The 21,551-nt window shown below is 68.7% G+C and carries 26 protein-coding genes; 13 read left to right on the forward strand and 13 right to left on the reverse strand.

All coding sequences use genetic code 11. The annotated features are described in order from the left end of the window. On the reverse strand, positions 1-702 hold a 702-nt coding region (locus AB0300_RS17655), incomplete at its 3' end, for a caspase family protein (protein ID WP_366216563.1). A gap of 9 nt (positions 703-711) precedes the next feature. Beyond that, entirely contained in the window at positions 712-1,083 is a 372-nt protein-coding gene (locus AB0300_RS17660) for a TIR domain-containing protein (protein ID WP_366216564.1), read from the reverse strand. A 357-nt stretch (positions 1,084-1,440) separates the two neighbouring features. Between AB0300_RS17660 and AB0300_RS17665 the strand changes: the two genes are divergently transcribed. The 3 genes from AB0300_RS17665 to AB0300_RS17675 all read left to right on the forward strand — a co-directional run bounded on the left by AB0300_RS17665 (position 1,441) and on the right by AB0300_RS17675 (position 3,218). Next, the gene (locus AB0300_RS17665) at positions 1,441-1,683 is read left to right on the forward strand and encodes a hypothetical protein (protein WP_259982440.1); all 243 of its coding nucleotides are present in this window, start codon (positions 1,441-1,443) and stop codon (positions 1,681-1,683) included. A 1-nt stretch (position 1,684) separates the two neighbouring features. Continuing rightward, the gene (locus tag AB0300_RS17670) at positions 1,685-2,494 is read left to right on the forward strand and encodes a Fic family protein (RefSeq protein WP_366216565.1); all 810 of its coding nucleotides are present in this window, start codon (positions 1,685-1,687) and stop codon (positions 2,492-2,494) included. Between the two features lie 136 nt (positions 2,495-2,630). Continuing rightward, positions 2,631-3,218 carry a recombinase family protein gene (locus AB0300_RS17675; RefSeq protein WP_366216566.1) on the forward strand — a complete coding sequence of 196 codons (588 nt, stop codon included), beginning with the start codon at positions 2,631-2,633 and terminating at the stop codon, positions 3,216-3,218. Here AB0300_RS17675 and AB0300_RS17680 read toward each other — a convergent pair. From AB0300_RS17680 to AB0300_RS17690, 3 genes are all read right to left on the reverse strand, one after another. After that, complete coding sequence (locus tag AB0300_RS17680) at positions 3,199-3,447, reverse strand: helix-turn-helix transcriptional regulator (protein WP_366216567.1); 249 nt, start codon at positions 3,445-3,447, stop codon at positions 3,199-3,201. The genes AB0300_RS17675 and AB0300_RS17680 overlap by 20 nt on opposite strands. Next, positions 3,444-3,656 (reverse strand): hypothetical protein, encoded by a 213-nt coding sequence (locus AB0300_RS17685; RefSeq protein ID WP_366216568.1) that lies wholly within the window; start codon positions 3,654-3,656, stop codon positions 3,444-3,446. The genes AB0300_RS17680 and AB0300_RS17685 overlap by 4 nt, the downstream gene beginning before the upstream one ends. 267 nt (positions 3,657-3,923) lie before the next feature. Continuing rightward, on the reverse strand, positions 3,924-4,295 hold the full coding sequence (locus tag AB0300_RS17690) for a hypothetical protein (protein ID WP_366216569.1): 372 nt from the start codon (positions 4,293-4,295) through the stop codon (positions 3,924-3,926). A gap of 254 nt (positions 4,296-4,549) precedes the next feature. Between AB0300_RS17690 and mobC the strand changes: the two genes are divergently transcribed. Genes mobC through AB0300_RS17715 form a run of 5 tightly spaced genes read left to right on the forward strand, consistent with a single transcriptional unit; the run spans position 4,550 to position 8,170 of the window. Then, a complete protein-coding gene (mobC, locus tag AB0300_RS17695) occupies positions 4,550-4,948 on the forward strand; it encodes a plasmid mobilization relaxosome protein MobC (RefSeq protein ID WP_071644682.1) in 399 nt (132 codons plus the stop codon). After that, entirely contained in the window at positions 4,945-6,696 is a 1,752-nt protein-coding gene (locus AB0300_RS17700; RefSeq protein WP_366216570.1) for a relaxase/mobilization nuclease domain-containing protein, read from the forward strand. Before mobC ends, AB0300_RS17700 begins: the two co-directional genes overlap by 4 nt. 15 nt (positions 6,697-6,711) lie before the next feature. Further along, positions 6,712-7,554 (forward strand): hypothetical protein, encoded by an 843-nt coding sequence (locus AB0300_RS17705; RefSeq protein ID WP_366216571.1) that lies wholly within the window; start codon positions 6,712-6,714, stop codon positions 7,552-7,554. Further along, on the forward strand, positions 7,551-8,015 hold the full coding sequence (locus tag AB0300_RS17710) for a hypothetical protein (RefSeq protein ID WP_366216572.1): 465 nt from the start codon (positions 7,551-7,553) through the stop codon (positions 8,013-8,015). The genes AB0300_RS17705 and AB0300_RS17710 overlap by 4 nt, the downstream gene beginning before the upstream one ends. Next, positions 8,012-8,170: a hypothetical protein gene (locus AB0300_RS17715; RefSeq protein ID WP_175988855.1), complete on the forward strand. Its 159-nt coding sequence runs from the start codon at positions 8,012-8,014 to the stop codon at positions 8,168-8,170. Before AB0300_RS17710 ends, AB0300_RS17715 begins: the two co-directional genes overlap by 4 nt. Positions 8,171-8,234: 64 nt before the next feature. Here AB0300_RS17715 and AB0300_RS17720 read toward each other — a convergent pair whose 3' ends face one another. From AB0300_RS17720 to AB0300_RS17755, 8 genes are read right to left on the reverse strand one after another with little or no spacing between them, the layout of a single operon-like run. After that, positions 8,235-8,978, reverse strand: a complete 744-nt coding sequence (locus AB0300_RS17720; protein WP_366216573.1) for a DUF4913 domain-containing protein — start codon at positions 8,976-8,978, stop codon at positions 8,235-8,237. Next, entirely contained in the window at positions 8,978-10,765 is a 1,788-nt protein-coding gene (locus AB0300_RS17725) for a TraM recognition domain-containing protein (RefSeq protein ID WP_366216574.1), read from the reverse strand. Before AB0300_RS17725 ends, AB0300_RS17720 begins: the two co-directional genes overlap by 1 nt. Beyond that, positions 10,762-12,390, reverse strand: a complete 1,629-nt coding sequence (locus AB0300_RS17730) for an ATP/GTP-binding protein (protein ID WP_259982417.1) — start codon at positions 12,388-12,390, stop codon at positions 10,762-10,764. Before AB0300_RS17730 ends, AB0300_RS17725 begins: the two co-directional genes overlap by 4 nt. Then, positions 12,390-13,901, reverse strand: a complete 1,512-nt coding sequence (locus tag AB0300_RS17735; protein WP_259982415.1) for an SCO6880 family protein — start codon at positions 13,899-13,901, stop codon at positions 12,390-12,392. The genes AB0300_RS17730 and AB0300_RS17735 overlap by 1 nt, the downstream gene beginning before the upstream one ends. Continuing rightward, positions 13,901-15,532 (reverse strand): hypothetical protein, encoded by a 1,632-nt coding sequence (locus tag AB0300_RS17740; protein WP_366216575.1) that lies wholly within the window; start codon positions 15,530-15,532, stop codon positions 13,901-13,903. The genes AB0300_RS17735 and AB0300_RS17740 overlap by 1 nt, the downstream gene beginning before the upstream one ends. A 1-nt stretch (position 15,533) precedes the next feature. Further along, positions 15,534-16,283, reverse strand: a complete 750-nt coding sequence (locus AB0300_RS17745) for a hypothetical protein (RefSeq protein WP_366216576.1) — start codon at positions 16,281-16,283, stop codon at positions 15,534-15,536. A gap of 14 nt (positions 16,284-16,297) precedes the next feature. Further along, positions 16,298-16,600 (reverse strand): hypothetical protein, encoded by a 303-nt coding sequence (locus AB0300_RS17750; RefSeq protein ID WP_259982409.1) that lies wholly within the window; start codon positions 16,598-16,600, stop codon positions 16,298-16,300. Positions 16,601-16,611: 11 nt separating this feature from the next. Next, positions 16,612-17,223, reverse strand: a complete 612-nt coding sequence (locus AB0300_RS17755; protein ID WP_366216577.1) for a DUF6668 family protein — start codon at positions 17,221-17,223, stop codon at positions 16,612-16,614. A gap of 153 nt (positions 17,224-17,376) precedes the next feature. Between AB0300_RS17755 and AB0300_RS17760 the strand changes: the two genes are divergently transcribed. Genes AB0300_RS17760 through AB0300_RS17780 form a run of 5 tightly spaced genes read left to right on the forward strand, consistent with a single transcriptional unit; the run spans position 17,377 to position 21,532 of the window. Further along, positions 17,377-17,643, forward strand: a complete 267-nt coding sequence (locus AB0300_RS17760; RefSeq protein WP_366216578.1) for a helix-turn-helix domain-containing protein — start codon at positions 17,377-17,379, stop codon at positions 17,641-17,643. Position 17,644: 1 nt separating this feature from the next. Beyond that, entirely contained in the window at positions 17,645-18,184 is a 540-nt protein-coding gene (locus AB0300_RS17765) for a hypothetical protein (RefSeq protein WP_366216579.1), read from the forward strand. Next, on the forward strand, positions 18,184-19,263 hold the full coding sequence (locus tag AB0300_RS17770; RefSeq protein ID WP_366216580.1) for a M23 family metallopeptidase: 1,080 nt from the start codon (positions 18,184-18,186) through the stop codon (positions 19,261-19,263). Before AB0300_RS17765 ends, AB0300_RS17770 begins: the two co-directional genes overlap by 1 nt. A 14-nt stretch (positions 19,264-19,277) precedes the next feature. Beyond that, a complete protein-coding gene (locus AB0300_RS17775; protein WP_366216581.1) occupies positions 19,278-20,639 on the forward strand; it encodes an AAA family ATPase in 1,362 nt (453 codons plus the stop codon). Further along, positions 20,636-21,532 carry an FHA domain-containing protein gene (locus AB0300_RS17780; RefSeq protein WP_366216582.1) on the forward strand — a complete coding sequence of 299 codons (897 nt, stop codon included), beginning with the start codon at positions 20,636-20,638 and terminating at the stop codon, positions 21,530-21,532. The genes AB0300_RS17775 and AB0300_RS17780 overlap by 4 nt, the downstream gene beginning before the upstream one ends. Positions 21,533-21,551 lie beyond the last annotated feature (19 nt).

The raw sequence follows: 21,551 nt of genomic DNA on the forward strand, positions 1-21,551 counted from the left end.
CTCTGAGAGTGCGATCGGAGGCTTTGCCCGTCGCAGCGAGACGAACGTTTTCACGTTGGTTTTGAACACGGGGCGCTGTTGCCAGGGTCCAAGGGACTGATCGATGTGGGCATACACGCTTCCCGGGGTGATGTCGCCCACGAGGTTCGCGGCGGCGCCGCTGAGCGCGTCGACCAGCAGGCCAGTGAAGACCCCGGAGCCGCCGGATTCCATCGCATACTGGTCGGCGGTGGAGGCGGACAAGATGGTGACGCCTTCACGTATGTCGGCCTGTGCTGCGCCAGTCGCCGTGACGGCGGCGGCACCAGAGTGGCAGCTGTCGAGAATGATGACTTTGTTGGTGGCCGGGGACTGGTTCGCGAACGTCATAACTTCGCTCAGAGCGAGTCCGTCATCGCCGCTTCGCGCGTCGCTGGAACATAGGTATCCGCCGGTGTCGTCGAGATAGCCATGCCCGGAGAAGTAGAACAGGGCGATCTCGGCGTCGTCGCGGAACAGTTCCCGCACCGCCTCTTTGAGGTCGTGGCGGTCGACCGGTGAAGTTGGGCCGGTGCCTGTGATCAGGCGGGGGGAAGTGAAGTTTGCGGTGCCGTCCGCGTCTCGCTCCAGAACACCGTTGACGCTGTACGCATCGTTGACGCACCCGCGCAGAGGCGTGATGTGGTCGTAGTGGTCGATGCCGACGATCAGGGCTTTGCGCATGACCCTGGACTACAGCGAGTCGATGAAATCGCTGATGTTCTTGTCGCTCCACGCGACGGTGCTGACTCCGGGGAGGGTGGTGCGGTCGTCGGAGTACGCCCAGATCCCGCGGATAGGTTTGCCTTCCTCGGCTGCGCACTGAATCTCCCACGCCTGCCCAGTTGAGGTCAGGGAGTTCTTGCTGACGAGAACGATAACCCCGTTCGAGCGCTTGATTCGCGTGCGGACCTTTTCTTTCCAACCCGTCTCGTACGCCTCCTTCACCGACATGTCGATGAACTCGTACGGCGCCCGTGGTGACAACGACTGGCCTTTCAAAAAATCGCGCTGGCGCTCGTCCTCAATCGCGAACGCGACGAAAACAACCTTGGTATCAGCCATGACGGCCCCCCTTGCAAGTCAACAACAGTGTCGATTTGAATCTATCGCCCATCACACGCTTTCAGGGGCTCCGTCGCGACTCTTCCTCGCGCCTTGACCCGGTGTGACTCGACACCGATCCATCTTGCCGCGATCGGAGAAGCGGCATGGCTTGCGACGGGTTCGGCCTGTCACCGCAGCCGAGGAGGTCGGGCAGGTCGGCCGAAAACGATCGATTCCGGCACGAGCGCCGACGGCATCCTGGCGACGTCGACACGCCGTGCCGAAACCCTGTGCCGAAACCCTCTTGTGCCGAAACTTCTTATAGACCGTTTTCGGGAAAACCGATAGACTGGTAGGACGACGAAGGGAGCCATCGTGGCTGAGACATTCACGGTCGAGGAGCAGTGGCCGGAGCTGTTCGCGCAGCTCGACGCGACGCAGCGCGACAGCGTGCGCCAGGCCCTTGCCGCCGGATGGCACGAAGGGTTCACCCCGACACGCGAGGACGTCGAGAACGTGACCGACTACACCCGCGGGGCGATCGACCTCGCGGAGTACCGTCGACGCGGCCACGCTGCCGCTCGCCGCGCGGCCGGCGTCGTCGGCGCCGGCCGCTGACGTGGCATCCCAGTTCGATAGCTGGGAGTCGTACTTCTACCCCGACACCATCGACCCGCTGACGGGGATCGGGACGCTGCGCAACCTCTACGACGAGCGCGACGCGCGGGTGCTGTCTCGGATGGAGTACACCGACACCACCGTGCGCGCCGTGCAGCTCGGTAACGGCGAGGTCGACGTGCCGCGCACGTTCGACGGGGAGCACCTACGCGCGATCCACGGGCACCTGTTCCAAGACGTCTACGAGTGGGCGGGGGAGTACCGCACGGTCGAAATGTCGAAGGGTCCGGGCCGCGGTTTCGGTGAAGTCAAGACGGGCGAGGTCGACCGCTATCTGTCGGACGCGCAGCGGCTCGTGACGTCGACGGACTGGGCGGGGATCAGCCGCAACGATTTCGTGGCCACGGCCTCGACCGTGTTCGCCTACGTCAACCAGGCGCATCCGTTCCGAGAGGGCAACGGCCGCACGTCGAAGGTGTTCATGGCCCACGTGGCCGAGCAGTCGCCGTACCGATTCGACTTCGCTCGTGTGAGCCCGGAGCAGTGGAACGCGGGATCGGCCATGAGCCGGCCCGACATGTTCTCCTACGCTCCCGAACCGGCTTCCCTCGTCCCGGTGTTCGCCGCGGTGACCGTCGAGCGCACCGCAGTGCCGCCGGCCCCTGACAGGGCCGCGCAGGCGCGTTCAGCGCTCAGTGCGTCGTATCCTCGGCCAGCGGTCGACGCGACGAAGCAGACCCCGCAGCAGGGCACCCAGGCTCGCCGGGGAAGTGCCGGCTATCGCACCGACCGAGGCTCAGGGCGTGAGTGATCGTGACCGACCCCGAGCCCGTTGACCGCAGCGCCACCGAACGGCGATCGCGCCCCAGACGCGAGGCAACCCCGATCTATGACCAGCTCGCCGCAGAGCTAGAGCGCCGAGCGCGAGAGCACCAGGAGGAGGCGTCATGACGAACGTCGTCGGCTACGCCCGCGTGTCCAAGCGGGAGCAGAACCCCGCCGCCCAGGAGGCCGAGCTGCGCGCGGCCGGCGCTTCTCGAGTATTCGTTGACCACGGGGAGTCCAGCCGCCGCGCAGACCGCCCGCAGTGGGTCGCCTGCCTCGACTACCTCCGCGAGGGCGACACGCTCTTGGTGCGCCGCCTGGACCGGCTCGGTGGCACGGAGCGGATCGTCATCGAGACGCTGCACGACCTCGACCGCAGAGGCGTGAACATCAAGAGCCTGACGGAACCGATGATCGACACCACAACCCCGATGGGCCGCGCCCTGTTCGGCATGGTCGCCGTGTTCGCGCAGCTCCGCGTCGACACGATCCGGGAGAACACGATGCGCGGCCTCGCACACGCGAAGGCACAGGGTCGGGTCGGTGGCCGGCCGTCGAAGATGACGCCGGAGAAGATCGCACAGGCCCAGCGGATGCGCGCCGAGAATCGCAGCCTCGACCACATCGCCGGAGTGCTCAGCGTCGGCAAGTCGACCGTTGCACGCGCCCTCAGCAAGACCGATCAGGAACTCACTCAGACGAAGCGGTAGCGCCGTCCTGGTCGTCGTGCAGCAGAACACCCGGAGCCACATCGAGAGCCCCGGCTATCGCGTTCAGCTCGTCGACCGTGAGGCCCGCCGGCCTGGTCAGGTGCAGCCGCCGGGTGAGGGTGCGCAGCTTGATCCCGGTCGCGTCGGCCAACCACTCGACCGTCAGACCCCGAGTGTCGAGCACACGCCGGATGCGCTGCGCGACCTGCACAGCGATCGATCGCGTCATCGGCCATCACCGCTCGGATCGCTCTCGCGGGTGAGCGTGTCGATCACCGTCACGACGTCGCTTCCCGGCACCGTCACGGATGCCGCGAGCCGGTAGCCGGAGCGCCCGTAATCGTAGAGCTGTTGGTCCCGCTCGCTCACGTTCCGCAGCAGCCGGCCGCGGTCGTCATCCGACGGCGGAAGCGTCGTTGTCAGCGTTGCGAAACTCACGGGTGCACTCATCGTTCGATCCCCATTCCCTTGTTGTGTGTCCGATGAAAGTAGGCAGTTCGGCGGTACGCCGAGGTGCCGGCTTTCTCGGAACACTTGCCGCCTTGCACGCAGCGGAGAGCCGGTCAAGGGGAGCCCGCAGGGCTCTCCCGAAGGGACGCGCAGCGCCCTTGACGGGATCGGGAGCGGAGTGCAACCCCGCAACGCGGGGACACACGAAAGCCCCACGCCGCAGAGCGGAACGTGGGGCCGGAACCGTGCCAGCGATCACCCCTCTATAGAAGGCTCCGACTGCGCATCGTCAGCCGCCGCAGGGGCCGAGCTGGACGCAGGCTTGCGCGTCGGTCGGCGCCGGGTGCGCGCCTTCTTATCGGGCTCGGCAAACCCGATCTTGCGCAGCTCGTCCGCAGACCATCCGGCGCTCAGCGCAGCCGAGTAGGCGCGCACGTCCTCCCGCTCCGCGGTCGCGATCCGCTCAGCGATCTGCGCCTGTAGGTCGGCCAGCTCGCGCGCCGTCTCGTCGCGCACATCACTGAGCGACTGCCGCGCCTCTGCGACGGTACGAACCGCAGTCAGGCGGTCATCCTGTAGACGTCGCGCGCGCTCGATTGCTTCCTCTGGTGTCAGTTGCGTAGCCATGCACCAATCGTACGGATCGCGCGGTTCTAAGTCGACGCCTGTCGACACGTCAAAAGCATGCCGAGGCGAAGCCTCGACCACTCCCGTCTGTCGACGTAAGCGAACCCGAATGGAGTCCCAGACGGAGCAAGCTAAACACTTAGCAGGGCTAAGTGGGCTTGACCCCTCGACAGCCGTCGACGGGTGCGGCACACTGGACGTGTGGTCCCCGCACGGGGCGGGGTCGCTGCGCTGGGCCGAAGGAAGGGGATTGCATGTCTGATGAGACGGCAGCCGAGCCCCAGACGGAGCGGCGTCGGCGTGCGAATGCCCCTGGCGGTCGTAAGCACAAGCACGAAGTGAAGGTGACTCCCGAGGAGGAGGGCCGGCTGCTGCGCCTGGCGCTCGCTCAGCGGGTGACCATCCCGCGGCTGCTGGTCGAGACGACCCTCGCATCCGAGACGGGGGAGACGGTCACCGAGCGGCGCAACGCGATCGGGAAGCTGTTCGAGCTGCACCGGCTGTTGGCCGCCGTGTCGAACAACGTCAATCAGATCGCGAAGGCCACCAACGCCACCGGTCAGCGCCAGGCAGAGACAGACGCCACGCTCGCCGCGGTGCGCCGAGTCGCTGAGCGCATCGACGCCGCCGTGGACGAGCTGAGCCTGTCATGATGCCGAACGTCACGCGCGGCGATCGGATGCCCGGCCTGGTGTCCTACCTCGTCGGCGGCGGCCGCCACAACGAACACACGGAGCCGCACCTGGTGGCCGGCGATCACGCGCTGATGGCGTGGTACGACGACGCCGAGCTGAGCGGCGACAACGCGAAAGCGATCGCGCGTCACCTTGACCGGCCGCGCACCGCTATGGGCGTCGAGGTCAAGGGCGGTCACGTGTGGCACGCCTCACTGTCGCTGCGCGCCGAGGAGGGCATTCGTACCGACCAGGAGTGGGCCGCGATCGCGCAAGACTTTGTGTCCGCGATGGGGTTCGACGACAACGACGGGACCAAGGCCCCGTGCCGTTGGGTCGCGATCCGTCACGGCCTCTCGCAGGCCGGCAACGACCACGTGCACATCGCCGTGAACCTGGTTCGCGAGGACGGCACGAAGGCGTCGACGCACTTGGACTACCAGCGTGCACAGAACGCCGCGCGCGCCCTCGAAGTGAAGTACGGCTTGGAGCAGTTGGAGTCGACGAAGGGGGAGCGTGCGACGCGCGGCTACAGCCCCGCGGAGCAGTCCCGCGTCGAGGAGCGTTCGGCGCTCATGGCGCAGCGCAAGTACGAGCAGCACGCGGCCCGCGTTGGGGGAGAGCAGCCCGAATGGCACCGCCTCGACCCGAAGGAACGTCAGGCACGGATCACGGCTGAGGTGCGATTGAACGCGCCCCGGAACGACCTCGCGCGCAGCGTCCGAGCGGCGGCCGGCGCGAGCGAGAACGAAGCCGAATTCGTGCGTCGTCTGCGCCGCTCCGGCGTCCTCGTTCGCCCCCGGTTTGCGGAGGGAACGACGGACGTCATCACCGGATACTCGGTCGCTACGCGGCCCACGAACGGCGAGCGTCCGATTTGGTACGGCGGCGGCCAGATGGGCCGCGACCTCACCCTGCCGAGGCTCCGCGAGGGGTGGCCTGACACACCCACCGGAGCGACCGACGCGGCCGCCGAGTGGCAGGCGGCGGGACGGGGCCGGCGACCCGTTGCACCTGGTCGCGAAATGCGCGAACCAGACCCCGAGCTGTGGCAACGGCACACCGAGGAAATCGGGAAGCTCCGCGAGCAGCTTCGGGCGATTCCGCTCGACGACCGCGACACCTGGTCGACGGTCGCACGGCAGACCGCGGCCGCGTTCGCAGCCTGGTCGAACGCCGTCGAGGAGACACCCGGCGACCTGGCCGAGGCATCCGACGCACTCGCCAAGTCGGCGCAGACCTACCGTCGCCCGGTGAAGCCCCAGCGCGCCGGCCGGGTGGCAATGTCGGGCGCAACTATGCTCCTCGCCAGCGTCGCCCGCGGCGGCCAGGGGACGGCCGCACAGCTCGCCATGCTGCGCCAGCTCATGAACCTCTCGCAGGCCGTCTACGACGCCGCCAAGGCCGCCGGGGAGGCCCGGCAGGCAGCGAACGTCGAGGCCGCCGTGCGGGAGCGCGTGATGAACGTTCGGCGTCAGCTCGAAGCCATGCCGGCATCGGCGGCCGCGACGTCGACGACGGCCCCCACGTCGACCGCCACGGTGACCGCGCCGAAGGTCGACCGCTCCGCGATCGTCGACGCATCCGTGCAGGAAGCGCTCGACAAGATGCAGCGCGCGGAGGATCAGCGCAACAAGACCACCGGCTCGCCGGTTCCGCCACAGGTGGAGCCCGCGCGGCCGCGCACCACGACGAAGCCGGGCGCAGATCGCGGCCCGGAGCGATGAGAAGGGAGTCAGATCATGGCCGATGAAAGCGACGGCATCGAGGAAGCATTCGACGGACAGCTCCGCATCGCCGTCACCGCGGCAGGGCGGGTCGGTGAAGCGTTCGCCCGCGCACGCGAGGAAGCGGCACGACGGGCGCAGGCACAGAGCGAGCAAGCAGCCCGCGAACTGTCATCGCGGTTCGAGGCAGAGAAGCGCGCAGCTCGCGTCGAGCTGGGCGGCGTGTATCGCTCCGACTGGTGGGACAAGGCGACGCCACAGCAGATCGGCGGCGCACTCACCACGGCGCGCGCGTGGGGTGCGGATGACCCCGAGGCGCAGCGCGCGGAGGGTCGCATCCGCGACGAGCTCCGCACCCGCTACGGCGTCGACGTCGACAACACCGGCGCCGATCCCGCGGCCGTGCAGGCGGCCGTCGAGGCCGAGCAGCTACGCCGGCAGTCGGACACCGAGCGTCAGCGCAGCGCCACCGAGCAGGCCGAGGCGGTCGCACTCTCGCGACAGGCCGACGAAGCCGACCGCGCCGCCGAGGCGGCGCGCGATCGCGGCGACGCGGCGCCCGACGAGGCGGAGCGCGAGCAGGCACAGGTGCAGGCCGAGCGGGAGCAGAACCGCGCCGAGGCCACCCGCGAGAAGGCCGCGCCGCTGTATGACTCGTCCGAGCGGCGCGAGCGCGACGCCGACAAGCTCGAACAGCGCGGCGTCGGCAAGGAGGCCGTGAGCGCGAAGATGGCCGCCGACGTCAGCCAGGGCAAGCCGGCCACCGAGGCGGTGAAGGCGCAGCAGCTACAGAGCGCCAAGGCGCGGCCGAACCGGTCGCGCTCGTCCAAGGTGCAGCGCACCGAGATTGGGCGATGAGCGCCCGCGGGAGGCTCGTCGCCCAGCTCGTCGGCGTCGGAGTGCTCGCAGCGGGCGCCGGCTTCGGCGTACGCAGCCTCCTACCGCCGTTCGTGCTCGACGACCCGTTCTGGCGGGACTTCTGGTCAGGCCCGCCGATGGCGGGCCTGTTCGCCATCGCCGCGGCCGCGGTCGCGTTCTATCCGGCGTACCGGTCGACGCTGATCGCGCGCGAGAACGCAGCGCGGGAGCAATGGTGGAAGCGGGCGGAATGGGCGCTCGGGCAAGCTGGTTCTGACAATCAGACCGACCGCGAAGTCGCGAACGACGCCCTGGTGGCGCTGTTCGACGAAGCGACCGAGACGGAGGGCAAGATGATCTACCGCACGATGCAGAACTTGCAGGATGCGAGCGGCGTAGACAGCGAGCCCGTATCGGCGGAAACTAGTAGTAGATGGAGGTGGCTACCGTGGGTGAAGTGACGAAGAAGGCAAGCAGCTTGCAGCGTCGTATCGCGGCTGGCAAGGCCGAGCCGATCAGCGATCGCGAGCGGGCGCAGCTCCAAGAACTCCGACAGGCCTACATTCGCCGCTTCGGGAAAGACCCCGACGCGCGGACCGTCGCCAAGACTGCCTGAGCAGCCGTCTGAGCGCACGAGAGAGGGACCGACCCACTGGGCCGGTCCCTCTCTCGTTGTCCGCTCAGACGCCCGTAGGCGGCTCCTCGCGCAGGTCCGGGTACAAACCCTCCGGCGGTGCCGTGTACGGCAGCTCAGCGCCCTTCTGATCGTCGTTCGTGTTGACCCGGCCATCACCAGCCCCGGCGGCCGCGAACGGGCCGTGAGGGTCGAGCAGGACGCTCATGTGGTGCTCGGCGTGATCGCGGAACCAGACGCTCATCCCCGTTGTCGGGTCGAGGCGCAGATGCTCCCACGCCCGCCACAGAGCGTCGAGCCGGATCACGGCCTCCGGGTAGTTCCACCAGTCGGCCGCCCAGACGCTCCGCTCCCCGTCGACGCGGCGACGGTAGTTCTTCACCAGGTACTCGCGCACGAACTCGTCGACGGAGCCGTAGTACAGCGCCGGCTCCTCGTCGGCCGGCTCGTCGTCGTCGAGAGCATCCATCGCCGCGGTGACCGCACGACGGGCGGCCGTGGCCGCCTGCGCTTGCAGCTCCTCGACCACCGTCGGGTCCAGCGCCTCGTCGACCTCGGCCGCGACGGCATCCTTCACCGCCCCGGTGATGGCCTTCTGCACCACGGCACGAATCGCCGGGGCCGCGAGAGCGGTCGCAACGTCGCCAATGTCGATCCCGAACAGCCGGCCGGGCTCGCGCTCCGGCAGCTCGGCGTCGTCGCGCGCGTCGGGCTCGTCGCCCTCGTCCAGTTCGAACGGTTCTGCCTCGATCCCCTCGTCAGCGGGAGCATCACCCCAGTTGTCGCTCATCAGGCCGCGCCCCTGCCGTCGACGGCGGCCGCGACCTCACGCACCGACTCCTGCGCTTCGATGATCGTCCGCGACGCCTGCGGGTCGTGAGCTGCGATCGACGCCTTGACCTTCTCCGCGTGCGGGCCGGTCATCCACGGCTGCGTGCGGATCAGCGTCGGGCGGTTCCCCGAGGACAGCACCACGGCGCGACCCTTCGGCATCGCCGCCAGGTCGGCCACGTCCAGGATGCGCTCACGGTGGAGCTGTTGATTCACGCTGCGCCCGCCCCGACCGGAGGACACCGACGACGCCTGGCGGTCGTAGTCACCGATCAGCTTGGAGAGGCTTTCCAGGAACGCATCTTCGGAGACACCGCCGCCGTACACCTTGACGTTCGAGGCGCTCCACAGCTTCCGCATGCCCGAATCGCCCCACACGTCGACGCCCTGCGACCACGACTGCAGGATGGTCATCAGCACGATTCCGCGCGAGCCGTAGTGGCTGTAGAGGTTCGGCAGCTCACGCCACCGGCAGACGTTCGCGGCCTCGTCGAGAACACCGAGGAGAGGCACCGACAGGCGGCCGCCGGCAGAGCCGGCGGCCAGCTCCTCCGCGGCTTCCACTACCGCGACCGTGAGCGCGGTCACGAGCGGGCCGGCGGTTCCGCGGCCCTCCTTGGAGAGCGAGTACAGCGTGCCGCCGTCACGGACGAACGCGGCCGGATCGAACTGCGGTCGCAGATCGGGCTCACCCTGCGGGTTCACCCACGCGGCCACCTGGCGGTTGGTCAGGCACGACGCCATTTGCTGCGCCGTGCCGTAGATGCCGCCGCGCTGCTTCTCCGGGGCGGTGATGACACCGCGCACCTGGTCGGCCGTTAGGTCGTACCCACCGCGCCGGAGGATGCCGATTGGCTCCTCCTCCGTGGGGCGCGTCAGCCACCCGTAGACGTCCGTGATCGGCCGCGAATCGAGCGCGGCCGCGAGCAGGAGCCCCGCAAGGAGATCCTGCCCCGCGGGGTCGAAGTAGGCATCCGTCTTGGCTCCCGGGTCGCGGGAACCAGAGGCGAAGTGGTCGGCCAGCTTGGCTGCGCGAACCTCGTCGGTAACGTAGCTGAGCGGGTTCCACCACCACGTAGGGTTCTCGAGCGCGATTCCCTGGGGATCGAACACCCAGACCGGGCCGGCCTCCGCACGGACGTCTCTGGTCGCGTCGACGACGTCGCGCTTGTTCGAGGTCACGAGAACGCCCCCAGGAGCGTCCAGGATGGCCGGGACGGCCCGTGAGGTCGTCTTACCGGTGCGAGGCCCCCAGATGTCGATGTGCATGTCCTCCCAGGTGCCGTAGAGCGGCATCTGACCGAGGGTCTTACCGATCGGCACGCCGAGAGAACCGGTGACGCCGAGCCGGGTTGCCTGAGCCTGCGCGTTGCGCTTGCTCAGCCCCTCGACGTCCTTCCCGCGGCCCATGTACGAGCTGGCCCGGTCGACGCGCGTACGGCCCTTCCGGTAGCGCACGACGCCGACGATCGCCAGCACCACGAGGGCAAGGACGATCGCCAGGAGAACCGCGACGATCCACGTCGCGGAGGCCGGCCACTCGATACGGCCGATGATGACGCCGAGCGTGAAGGCGAACGGGTCGGTCGGCAGCTCAGCGCCGGTCCCGTCGAGCTGGTGCCCGAGGCGGACGGCGACGTTCAAGACCACCATCGTGGCGATGACGCCACCGATGCCGATCACGAGCATCATCGTCTCCGCGCCGAAGCCGCCGGGGTCGCGGCGGCGGTTGTTCGGAGTGCTCATGACACTCGCTCCTCGTGCTCCTCGACCAGCTCCTCGACGACGTGCAGCGCGCGCCGTCCGGTGCGGGACTGTTCGTACCACCGCTGATTGGTGTCGCGGATGGAGCGCTCGGCCTCCGTGAGACGGACCTCGACCGGAATCCCCGGACGGGTGCCGACCTTCACGAGGAACTTTCCGCGGCCGGGAGGGTCGACCTCGCGGCCTGACGCGGCATCCCACGCGGGCGGGTCCTGCCAGCCCGTCAGTAGCTCTTGCTCAGCTTCCGAGAACGGGATGACCGTCGTGAGCTCCGGCATTTCCGTGTACGGCAGACCCGCGCACATCACCATGCCGGCGCGCTCGACGAAGCCCTTCGCCTTCAACCGGTCCTCCTCAGGGAGAGCGCTCAGGTCGGCCATCGTGTGGGAAATCATCGCCGTGCCGACGCCCACCTGACGGTTGAGCCGGGTGAGGAAGTCGACGCGATCGACGATGCCGTTACCGGCGCGCAGCGCCCGCCACAGCTCGTCCATGATGACGAAGTAGTGCCGGCGGGGTTCCAGGTCGGCATCCGCGAGGACGTTCGCGATGTTGACCGTCGCGAATCCGTTCGACCAGCAGGCGAGCAGCGTCGCCGCTCGCAGGTCGCCCTCAGCCTCACCGATGGCCGAAATGTCGTAGACCACGGGGCGGTCGAGGCGCATCGGGTTCGTGGTGTGCTTGGAGAACATTTCGCCCAGACGCCCACCGCGCGAGAGGCTGATGAGCGACGCTTCCAGCCCGCGCGTGATCCGCTGGTATTCGGTCCAGTCGCCGCGGTCGACGGCCACCAGGCGCAGCTCCTCCGGTCCCTTCTGCACGACGTCGAGAAGATCGCCCAGAACGGGGATGCCCTCGAACTCGCGATCGAGGTAGCGCAACGCCTGGTCGATGATCGACTCCTCGACGTCGCTCGGCGGGGACTTGCGGAGGATCGTCAGCAGGGACGAGACCATAGCGAGGCGGCGGCCGTGAGCGTCCTCCAAGACCTCGCTGGCCTCCTTCTCGAAGCCGGCAGCGCGGAGACGCTGCGCTGCTTCCTGAGACTCGCCAGGGTCGAGCACGTTCAGATACCCGCGGCCACGGCCCAGGGTGATGACCTGGCCGCCGAGCGCGCGGATGACCTCAACGTAGTCGGGGCGAAGATCGCCCAGCACGAGCGGCTGCACGCCGTAACCGGCGAGGCCGATCGCCATCCGGGCGACGGCCGTCGACTTCCCGAGGCCGGGCTTGCCGAGCACGAATAGCGACGGGTTGCTGATGAGCTTGGCGCGCTGGAACCACGAAATCGGGTCGCAGCAGAGAGTCGCCCCGGTGTGAATGTGGCGGCCCAGCGGGACGCCCACCATCGGCGTGCCGGCACCGATCGAATACGGCCACAGGCCGCAGACCTGAACCGTCGTGCCGCGCCACTCAGCCGGCGGCTGGATGAAGGTCGACATGCCGCCGCCGGGGCCGCTGTAGCCGCGCGAGGTCAGCGCGCCGGCCGACGTCGACGAGCCCGCATCGGCGCTCTTGCGGCCGGTGCGGGCGAACAGCACACCGCCGACCGTGACCACGACGACGAGCCCGCCGAGAACGGCAAGGGCAATCTGATCGGGAGTCATCAGACACCTTCCCTCACTGCCGCAGGGACGGCGACGTGCTTGGTCAGCACGAGGCCCAGGGGCAGCGCGGCGGCGAATGCGCTGTCCTGTGATCCGTAGACGGGCCGCAGCCGCAGGCGTGCGGTCGCACCGAGGTTGTCGACCGCGGCGCGAGCATCGGCCTCCTTGGCGGGGTCAAGCACCGTCGCGGTGACGAGGATGCCGAAGTTGACCAGACCAGCGCCCGACGCCTCCTCCGATTCCGTCGCCTGAGCAGAGCGCAGCGCCAGCGAGTCGCGCGCCGCAGGCTTGCGGGTCGACGTCGCCTTGAACTCCGCAGCTCGCACGTCCGTCTGCACGAGCGTGGCCGCTCGCGCCGGGTCGATCGGCTTGTACAGCAGCGTCACCCGCTTGCGGGCGATATCCCGGTGAGGAGCGAGGAGACGAGCGAGCACACCCGACTGCACGAGGCCACGGGGAGCCTGTGTCATCGCCCAGGTGACCGACTTGGCCGAGTCGTGACGGTATCCGTCCCACCCTGCCTGCGCGGCCGTCGGCCCGACGTCGCTCCATCGCAGATCGGGCACCTCGCCGTCAGCGTGAGCGTCGTCGATGAGCGTCGCGGCCGCCGGGTCGTAGGCGACCCGGATCGTCTCGCACAGCTCCTGCGCCGACAGCGGGTGAGCAGCACCCGCGCCCGTGGCCTGCAATGAGGCGGTGAGGCCAGGCAGGCGCGCCGCCAGCTCGCGCGCCATTTCGTCTGGCTTGCGCACCTTGGCGCCCTTCCGCGGCGCAGCGGCGAATGTCAGGGTGACGTATGCCTTCACCGTCGACGAGCCCGCGGGGTAGCTCAGCACGACCTCGCCCAGCATCGCCTTGGCGAAATCGGGGCCGTCCGGGTCGGTGTTCGTCTCGACCTCGCGACGAAGCCGGCGACCCGAGTCGGGGGCCGTCTCGATCGTGACCGAAGCCGCCTCGATGTTCGGCTCATCACCGAGGTTGCGCAGCCAGTGGCCCCAGTCGGCCACCCACAGATCGACTTGCTCCTGGTCGACGAGGGCCGCACCGTCGGGGTCGGTGCCGATGACGAGTGAGTACGTCTTGGCGTGCGGCGAGTAGATCATCGCGAACGGCCGCGCGTACGAGTCCTGGTGCTCCGAGAGCTGAGTCTGCGCGCCGAGGCCGGGGAGCTGGTTTGATCCCCAGTCCGAGCGTCCCAGCGGGCCGGAGCGGTAGATGTTCGCTCGGCGTCGCTTTGCCGACGACCACGCAACCCGGTTCGCGGCCCGTGAGAGGACGCTACGGCCGTCCCCGTCGCGAACTGTCACGAGCAAGAACACGCCCGCGAACACGAGGGCGGTGATGAAGGCGTTGAGGATGTTTGTCGTCATCAGAACGACGATCACGATCAGTAGCGCCACGAACATCAGGACGGTGCCGACGGTCCCCAGGCCCAGGAGGCCCGGCGAGGTCGGCTGACGCCAGTTGCCATACGTGCGGACGCCCCTACGGTTTGTCTCTACGGTCGCCATCAGCTCCCGCTCCCTTCGCCTGTCGCTTGGTCACCAACGTTGCGAGCGGCCCCAGCGGCCGCTTGTCCTGCCTGCTTGGCGGCGCCGATGGCCGCACCCGCAGCGATACCTACCGGCCCGGCGGCCGCGCCGCCTGCCGCCCCGGCCGCAGCTCCTCCACCGGCAGCAGCGCCACCGGCAGCAGCGCCACCCGCGGCAGCTCCTCCACCAGCAGATGCCGCCGCAGCGCCCGTGCCGCCGCCAGCAGCACCGGCCGACTTCGCAGCGCCGGTCGTCGCGCCCGCTCCGCTAGAGGCCTGCGCGGCTTGCGGTGCGGACTGGCCGCCACCGTTCGCGCCAGACGGGCCGCTCGCGCCCGTGGAGCCCGCAGGACCGGCCGAGCCGGCGCCACCGGACGAACCACCGCCGGAGCCGGTAGCCAGGCGCCCCATCGACGCTGCGCCGGTCGGCAGCGCCGCGAGGGCCGCGACGCCTAGCGCGCCACCAGCTCCCGCGGACATGGCCCCGACGAGCGGGGTCACGAACCGCATCAGGGCCGGCATCGCGAACAGCGCGAGCACCATCAAGATCAGACCCGTCAGCACCGCGATGAAGCCCGTGCCGTCGTCCTGGAACACGTTCGTTCCCGCGAGCTGGAACGCCGCGGCGTAGACGATCGCGGCGGCGGGCTTGTAGAGGATGAAGGCCACAAGCCACCCGACGTTCTTCTTGAACCAGCCCTTGCCCATTTCGGTGTTGGTGGCCGCAGCGGACAGCGGAAGGATGCCCGTCAGGATGACGAGCATGCCGCCGCGCGCGATCATCAGCACGATTTGGAAGGCCGTCGCGAGGATCGCGATCAGCCCCAGGATGATGATCAGCAGCGCGCCCAGACCACCCGTTGCCGGGTTGGTCGTGAGCGCGAGCAGCGTCGCGATGTTGTTGCCGAAGCACGCCGTGTCGGTGCCGACGTCGCAGTTCAGAGCGCCGTTGAGAATCCACACCGAGAACGAGTCGAACGCCGACACGAGCAGGCCGACGATGGTCACGCCGGCCCCGGCAACGACGATCAGAGTCAGCAGGCTCTTGACCGTCTCCTTGCCCGGCTCCGCGCGCTGTTCCCACGCCATCCGCACGCCGCCGATGATGACGGACACGACCGCGGCCGCGCCCATGTACCACCAGAGCGACGACTGCAAAAACAGGACTGTGCCGCCCGCGCCCTGAGGCCCATTCGGCAGCAGCCCCGACACGAGGGCGGTTGCACCGCTGATGAGGAAGATCGCGCCGAGAACGATCCCGAGTCGGCCCGCGGCCTGGAACCCCTCTCCGGCACGCATCTTCGTAGCGATCAGAGCGCCCAGCAACACGATCGAGATAGCCGCGAGGACGATCGCAATCCACGTCACCCAGCCGAGCACCGTAATGATGCCGTCCGAGTTAGGGGCCGTCGTCCCTGCGGCGATGGATGATCCACCGCCCGTCCCTGTGAGGTTCGGTGTCCCGACGTTGACCCACAGGGTTCCGAGCGACGCGACGGCTTTGCCGAAGGCCTCGAGAGTGGCGTTCGCCATGTTCTCAATAGCGTCGCCTACCGCGTTGTTGATCGCATCGCCAACGCAATCCATTGGGCTAGTGATGCTGCACGCCATGTCAGGCTCCCCACGGGATATACCCTGATGTGTCGGGAATCGTCGCGAAGTCGAACGGGGTCGCGCTGTTCGCGTTGATCTTCCAGTCGCCTTCCTCCCAGATCAGCTCGTAGACGGTCGACGCAGTGATCGTCGTACCCTCTGACGAACCGCGGACAGCCAGATCAACCCGTGCCGTTTCGCCGTCGTAGGAGAGAACGCGGAAGCCAACCACTTGCAGGCGGACGCCCGACGAGTCGGACGAGCCGCCGAGTTCGGCAAGCAGCGTCTCGCGGTAGGGGCCCGTGCTCAGCGCGTAGTTGATCCACGGCTGCACGAGCGCACTGTCAGTCGGGACGGCCAGAGCCGTTGCAGCGGCGAACAGCGCACCTTCCGGTGAGTGCTGGAAGCACGTCGGATAGCCCTCCGGGCCAAGGTCAGCGGGTCCGAACTCCGGGGACGTCGGGTATGCGACAGTGCGCACGAACGCCCATTCCGCCGCTGGGGCGGTTGTGACGTTGCCTGTCAGCTCGACGCCCTCCAGGCCACAGACGCTTGCGCCGCCCGCGGCCTCGGATTCTTCCGGGGACGGGGCCGCGCTGGCGGTGGCGCTGGACGACGGATCGGGAGCCGGCGGCGCGGCGTCATTCCCACGGTTGAGGTTGATAACCGTGAGGACGATGGCGGCCACGATGAGCGCGGCCACCACGACCGCTCCGACGATGAAGCCGGGGCGGGTGAACGGGTTCTGCTCGGTGTCGTCCTCAGCCATGATGTCTGCCTCCTCTAGCTACCGATCAAGGTCGTGATGATCGCGACCCCACCGCCGATGACGATCGCGCCGCCGCACGGCCAAAGAATCTTCGGGAGGGCATCGTGGCCCTCCCCGCGGCGGAAGCTGATCGCGATCAACATGCCGCCGATGATGATCGCGCCGCCGACCACGGCGTAGCCGATCCACTTCAGCCAGCCGATGAGGGTCGTGACGCCACCGGTTCCCGGAGGCTGTACGGGGTCGGGGTCGGGAATGACGCCGGCCAGGGTCACGGCGGTGTCTGCCGCCGCGTGGAACACGTCGAGAACGGACATGCTGCTGCCTTTCAGTTAGTGGTGCCGGCGGCACCGAGGATTGCGCTCAGCTCGTCGACGAGTCGCTGAACTTCGCGCGGAGAAGATGCGAGAGCCGGCGGCTCTCCCATGCGCCATGCTTCGACCCACGGCACCGACCAGGTGCGCGGGACGCCTCCGCTGACGACCTGCATCAGGTCGCGCAGCGAACGAGGTAGACGGCCCGGTGCGTCAGCCATGACAACCAGACCCAAAACTTCAACCGATGGGACGAGGCCGGCGGCCCACTGCCGCATCGCATCCTGCGCCGAGCGGAGCCCACGCGCATTCGAGCGAGCAACGAGGACCGTCCGAGCCGGAGCATCGGCGGGGGTGCGCGGCCATGCGTGGCCCGCCGCCTGAGAACCCGGCATGAGGGCCGCGAGGGTCGACTCTCCCGCGCCCCCGTGCGCACCGACCCACCACAGGGCGGCAGTCGTGCCGCGGTCATAGATCGGCAGCTGGTCGACGCGATCCGGCGCCGGAATGCCGCGCTGCGGCGCCACAGGCCCAAAGGACCCGGGCACCGACGCGATGGGCGCCGCGACGTCGACAGGCGGCGGCGTCGTCGGCCGAGAAAGCCACGGGTTGAGCGGTTCGCTCATGTTGCCCCCTAGGTACAGTGAGTTTCACCCTTACAGGGAAACACTACGCCCGCACCACCCAAATAAGGAAGGGTCAACCCGAATGATCCCCAACCTGTACAAACATGCCCGAATGAGTAAGCTAAGGACGTGGCCCCACCAGGAGGACTCTCCATGAGTAACGACAGCGATGCGGTTGATCGCCTATTCGACCAGAGCCCGCCGACGCTGGGCGTGACCGAAGTAGCAGAACGTCTCGGAGTTTCGACGAAGAGCGTTTATAGCTGGCTCCGCGAAGGACTCGTGCCCGGCTACAAGATCGGGACCACCTGGTTCGTCATCCGTGACGAGCTGAAAGACACGCTCCGCAAGGGCGCGAACAAGCGGGCCGGCAGTGGTCCCGTCGTCGTTCTGAGGCCGGATATCACGCAAGGAGACTGACATGCGGAAGATCGGGACGGCGCTCCTCGTCGTTGTCGCGGCGGCGACTTTGACCGCCTGCACCGCCCAGGATGACGCGCCTACCCCCACCCCGAGCGCGAGCAGCACCGGCCCGATCTATCCCGACCTCGATCAGTTCACTCCCGCCCCCGAAGGCCTCATTGACGAGGACTCCGGCGAAACGCACGGACCCCGGCCCGTGCCCACGTGGGACGACGAATCGCGCGAGAGCGCCACGGCGGCTGCGGTCGCCGTGATGACCGCCTACGCGCGGCCCGATCTTCCGTTCGAGGAGTGGTGGGCGGGCTTGCAACCGCTCCTCGACAACAAGGCCACCCAGGACTACGCCTACATGGACCCGACGCGCATCGTCGCGACGACCATCACCGGCCCGGCCGTCATCACCGACGACACCAGCGCTTACGTCGCATTCGTCGACGTCCCCACCAACGCCGGCACCTACGGCGTCGTCCTCAGCCGAGCTGACGCCGACTCACCGTGGCTCGCCGGTCGGTTCATCCTCCCCGAAGGGGTGAACTGATGGCAGGGACGAAGGGCAGCGGCGCGTACGCGATCGCCGCCGTCCCCCTCCTCATCATCGGTTCGTTGCTGGGCTTCTTGGTCGTCGGCGGCGACGACTGCGGGGCGGAGGCCGGCGGCGGGTCGAGCGTGTCGATTGACCCCGGCTCCGTGCCTCAGACCGAGATTGCCGGCTATGGCCACGAACAGCTCGTGAACGCCGCGTACGTCATGCAGGCCGGGAAAGACCTCGGCCTGAACGTGCGGGATCAGACCATCGGCGTCATGACGGCGATGGGTGAATCGAGCCTGCGCAACATCGACTACGGCGACTGGGAAACCGGCGGCGTCACCAACCCCGACGGCACCCGCACGACCTCGATCGGTCTGTTCCAGCAGCAGGACGGATGGGGCAGCCGCGAGGAGCGCCTAGACCCCTACATCTCCTCGACGAAGTTCTTCCAGGCGATGACGACGAAGGTTCCCGACCGCGAGTCGCTGGAACCGACCATCGTCGCCCACCGCACACAGGTCAACGCCGACCCCTACCACTACACCCAGTTCTGGGCCGGAGCGGTCGAAATCGTCGAAGGCCTATCCGGTACACGCACCGGCCTCGACTCCGGCGACGGCAGCGCCAGCGGTGGCGCATGCGAGGGCCTGCTTCCCGGAGAGGTAAGCCCGCTCGGATGGGCTTCCCCCGGCGCCGGCCCTGTGACCAGCCCCTACGGCATCCGCACGCACCCGATCTACGGCACGCAGCGGCTCCACGCCGGCACCGACCTTGCCGGCGGCGGCTGCGACGGCCCTATCTGGGCCGCACAGGACGGTGTGGTCACGTTCCGCGGGTTCGACGACGCCGGCAACGGCACAATCTCGATCGACCACGGCGGCGGCGTCACCACCCGCTACCTGCACATGTACGACTCCGGGATGCTCGTGCAAACCGGCGACAAGGTGACAGCCGGCCAGCAGATCGCGCGCGTCGGCAGCAGCGGTGAATCCACCGGATGCCACTTGCACTTTGAGGTGCGCGTCGACGGCGAGAACGTCGACCCCGCGCCCTTCATGGCCGAAGTCGGCATCCAGCTCGGACAGTAGATCAGGAGACGAACATGAGCAGCATCGAAGTACCCACGTTCCCCAAGATCGAGGCGCGGACATTCGCGAACGGATCGGGCGAGGTCGCGATCAACGGCACGTCGTATCCGATCGAGACGGCCACTCTCGAGGACGCTCGCGCAGCGATCCTCGCTCGCGTGGCAGAGACCGCCGCGAAGATGCAGCGCCCCGTGCGCGTCACCACCAGCGGCCCCGACGGCGAATGGCCCCTCATCGTCCACCCTGACGGGAGCGTGGAGGCAGACGACAGCCTCCCCGCACACCCGGCGCCGATCGAGGACACCACCCCGGAGCCGGAGCCGGAGCCCGAGCCCGAGCCCGAGCCTTCGCCCGCCCCGGCGCCGATCGACGAGGTTCCCGCCCCGTCAGCGGCCCCCAGCGGCAACGCATGGGTGCGCGAAGCCCCCGCGCCGGCACCGGAGTACCCGAGCCGCCGTGAGGTCCGTCAGTCCTTCCTCACCCAGGAGCAGATCGAGGAGCCGGCGACCCAGGGATGGCGTGGCACCCTGACCCGCTTCGGCATCCGCATGAGCCCCAGCGAGTCCGAGCGCGCCGAGCGCTCCGACGTCCTCGCCGTCTCGCAGCACTGGCCTGGCCCCCGCACCATCGCCGTAGTGAACGGCAAGGGCGGGGCGGGCAAGACCCCGACGACCGTCCTTCTGGCGGCCGTGTTCGCCCGCAACGGCGGCGCAGGCGTGCTCACCTGGGACAACAACCAGACCCGCGGCACGCTCGGCTGGCGCACCGAACAAGGGCCGCACGAGGCAACCTTGCTCGACCTCCTCCCCCAGGTCGACCGGCTCCTGAGCACCGGGGCGCAGTCGGCCGACCTCGCCCACTTCGTGCACCACCAGACCCGCGACCGGTTCGACGTGCTGCGCAGCAAGCCGATGGCCCTCGCGCACGAACAGCGCGTGGAGCCCAGTGACGTCGACGCGATCCACGCCGTGGCCGCGAAGTACTACCGCCTGATCTTCATCGACTCCGGCAACGACGAATCCGACCCGATGTGGCTGCGCATGATCGACCACACCGACCAGCTCGTGGTCGCCACCACCACCCGCGACGACCACGCCGAGGCCGGCGCGCTCCTCCTCGAAGCTCTCGCAGAGCGCGACGCCGGATCGGCCGAGCTGGCCCGCGACGCCGTGGTGATCGTCAACCAGGCCGACCCCAAGTCGACCCCGGCCGAGCTGGCGCGCGTAGCCGACGGCTACCGCTCGCTCGCACGCGAAGCCGTCACCGTTCCTCACGACCCCGCAATGGTCGACGGGGTGCTGCGCTTCGGCTCCCTGCGCCCTGACACGCAGCGTGCGTGGCTCGCAGCGGGCGCGGCGGTCGCCCGTGGGCTGTGAACGCCACACAGCCCGTCGTCGGGCTCCATCGCGTCCCTGACTGGCCCCGCGTTGCCGCCGACGTCGCAGAGAACGGCACAGGCACGCTCACGATCAACGGCGTCACCCGCGCGTGCGCGGCCGAGTCGGTCACCGCGCTACGCACCGGCATGATCGCCCGCGCCGTGGCGATCGCCAACCAGCTCCGCAGACCGATCCGGCTCGACGTCACCGAGAGCGGCCAGACGCACGCCCTCGCGGTCCGCCCCGAGGGCCACGTGCAGCTCATCGGCGCCGACGGCAGCATTCCTGCCCCTGACGGCCTCAGCGTCGACGAGGGCCGATGCCGCGTCTGCCGTCGCCTACAGCCGGTGACGTCGACGACGTGCGTCCAGTGCGCCGTCGACGAGCCGCTGCGCGTCGAGGTCTCGCCCCCCGCAGAACCAAACGCGATCATCCCCCCCACGGCCGTACCCGTGACCCGGCCGCGCGCCGTTGAGCTCCACGAGCTCGACGAGCTGCACGAGGTCGAGCACACGCGCATCAGCCGGCGGTCAGCGGCACCGCCCGCACCCACGTTGCACCTGGCGTTCAACACCCAGGCCAGCGTCGATACCGGCGCGCACATCGTCATCGGACGCAACCCCGAGCCCGTCGCCGGGCGAGAGACGCTGACCGTCGCGACACCCGGCCGGATGCTGTCACGCACCCATGCGACGATCGACGTCGACGACGCCGGCCAGATCGTCGTGACCGACCTCGATTCCGCAAACGGCATCGAACTGCAGTCGGCCCCGCCGCAGTGGCTCACCCCTGGTGAGCCCACCGTCATCCCGAACGGCGCAACGATCCTTCTCGGTGACGTCTACTGCACCGTCACCAACGGTGGCGGCGTGTCATCCCCTTTGCGTTAACGAAAACCGACAGACTGAC

The organism is Microbacterium sp. NPDC078814, from assembly GCF_040702645.1.
GTDB lineage: Bacteria > Actinomycetota > Actinomycetes > Actinomycetales > Microbacteriaceae > Microbacterium.

Excerpts from the sequence above, each read along its gene's own strand:
- AB0300_RS17660 (WP_366216564.1), bottom strand. The coding sequence starts at position 1,083 with ATGGCTGATACCAAGGTTGTTTTCGTCGCGTTCGCGATTGAGGACGAG.
- AB0300_RS17675 (WP_366216566.1), top strand. The coding sequence starts at position 2,631 with ATGACGAACGTCGTCGGCTACGCCCGCGTGTCCAAGCGGGAGCAGAAC.
- AB0300_RS17680 (WP_366216567.1), bottom strand. The coding sequence starts at position 3,447 with ATGACGCGATCGATCGCTGTGCAGGTCGCGCAGCGCATCCGGCGTGTG.
- AB0300_RS17690 (WP_366216569.1), bottom strand. The coding sequence starts at position 4,295 with ATGGCTACGCAACTGACACCAGAGGAAGCAATCGAGCGCGCGCGACGT.
- mobC (WP_071644682.1), top strand. The coding sequence starts at position 4,550 with ATGTCTGATGAGACGGCAGCCGAGCCCCAGACGGAGCGGCGTCGGCGT.
- AB0300_RS17700 (WP_366216570.1), top strand. The coding sequence starts at position 4,945 with ATGATGCCGAACGTCACGCGCGGCGATCGGATGCCCGGCCTGGTGTCC.
- AB0300_RS17705 (WP_366216571.1), top strand. The coding sequence starts at position 6,712 with ATGGCCGATGAAAGCGACGGCATCGAGGAAGCATTCGACGGACAGCTC.
- AB0300_RS17710 (WP_366216572.1), top strand. The coding sequence starts at position 7,551 with ATGAGCGCCCGCGGGAGGCTCGTCGCCCAGCTCGTCGGCGTCGGAGTG.
- AB0300_RS17720 (WP_366216573.1), bottom strand. The coding sequence starts at position 8,978 with ATGAGCGACAACTGGGGTGATGCTCCCGCTGACGAGGGGATCGAGGCA.
- AB0300_RS17725 (WP_366216574.1), bottom strand. The coding sequence starts at position 10,765 with ATGAGCACTCCGAACAACCGCCGCCGCGACCCCGGCGGCTTCGGCGCG.
- AB0300_RS17730 (WP_259982417.1), bottom strand. The coding sequence starts at position 12,390 with ATGACTCCCGATCAGATTGCCCTTGCCGTTCTCGGCGGGCTCGTCGTC.
- AB0300_RS17735 (WP_259982415.1), bottom strand. The coding sequence starts at position 13,901 with ATGGCGACCGTAGAGACAAACCGTAGGGGCGTCCGCACGTATGGCAAC.
- AB0300_RS17740 (WP_366216575.1), bottom strand. The coding sequence starts at position 15,532 with ATGGCGTGCAGCATCACTAGCCCAATGGATTGCGTTGGCGATGCGATC.
- AB0300_RS17745 (WP_366216576.1), bottom strand. The coding sequence starts at position 16,283 with ATGGCTGAGGACGACACCGAGCAGAACCCGTTCACCCGCCCCGGCTTC.
- AB0300_RS17750 (WP_259982409.1), bottom strand. The coding sequence starts at position 16,600 with ATGTCCGTTCTCGACGTGTTCCACGCGGCGGCAGACACCGCCGTGACC.
- AB0300_RS17755 (WP_366216577.1), bottom strand. The coding sequence starts at position 17,223 with ATGAGCGAACCGCTCAACCCGTGGCTTTCTCGGCCGACGACGCCGCCG.
- AB0300_RS17760 (WP_366216578.1), top strand. The coding sequence starts at position 17,377 with ATGAGTAACGACAGCGATGCGGTTGATCGCCTATTCGACCAGAGCCCG.
- AB0300_RS17765 (WP_366216579.1), top strand. The coding sequence starts at position 17,645 with ATGCGGAAGATCGGGACGGCGCTCCTCGTCGTTGTCGCGGCGGCGACT.
- AB0300_RS17770 (WP_366216580.1), top strand. The coding sequence starts at position 18,184 with ATGGCAGGGACGAAGGGCAGCGGCGCGTACGCGATCGCCGCCGTCCCC.
- AB0300_RS17775 (WP_366216581.1), top strand. The coding sequence starts at position 19,278 with ATGAGCAGCATCGAAGTACCCACGTTCCCCAAGATCGAGGCGCGGACA.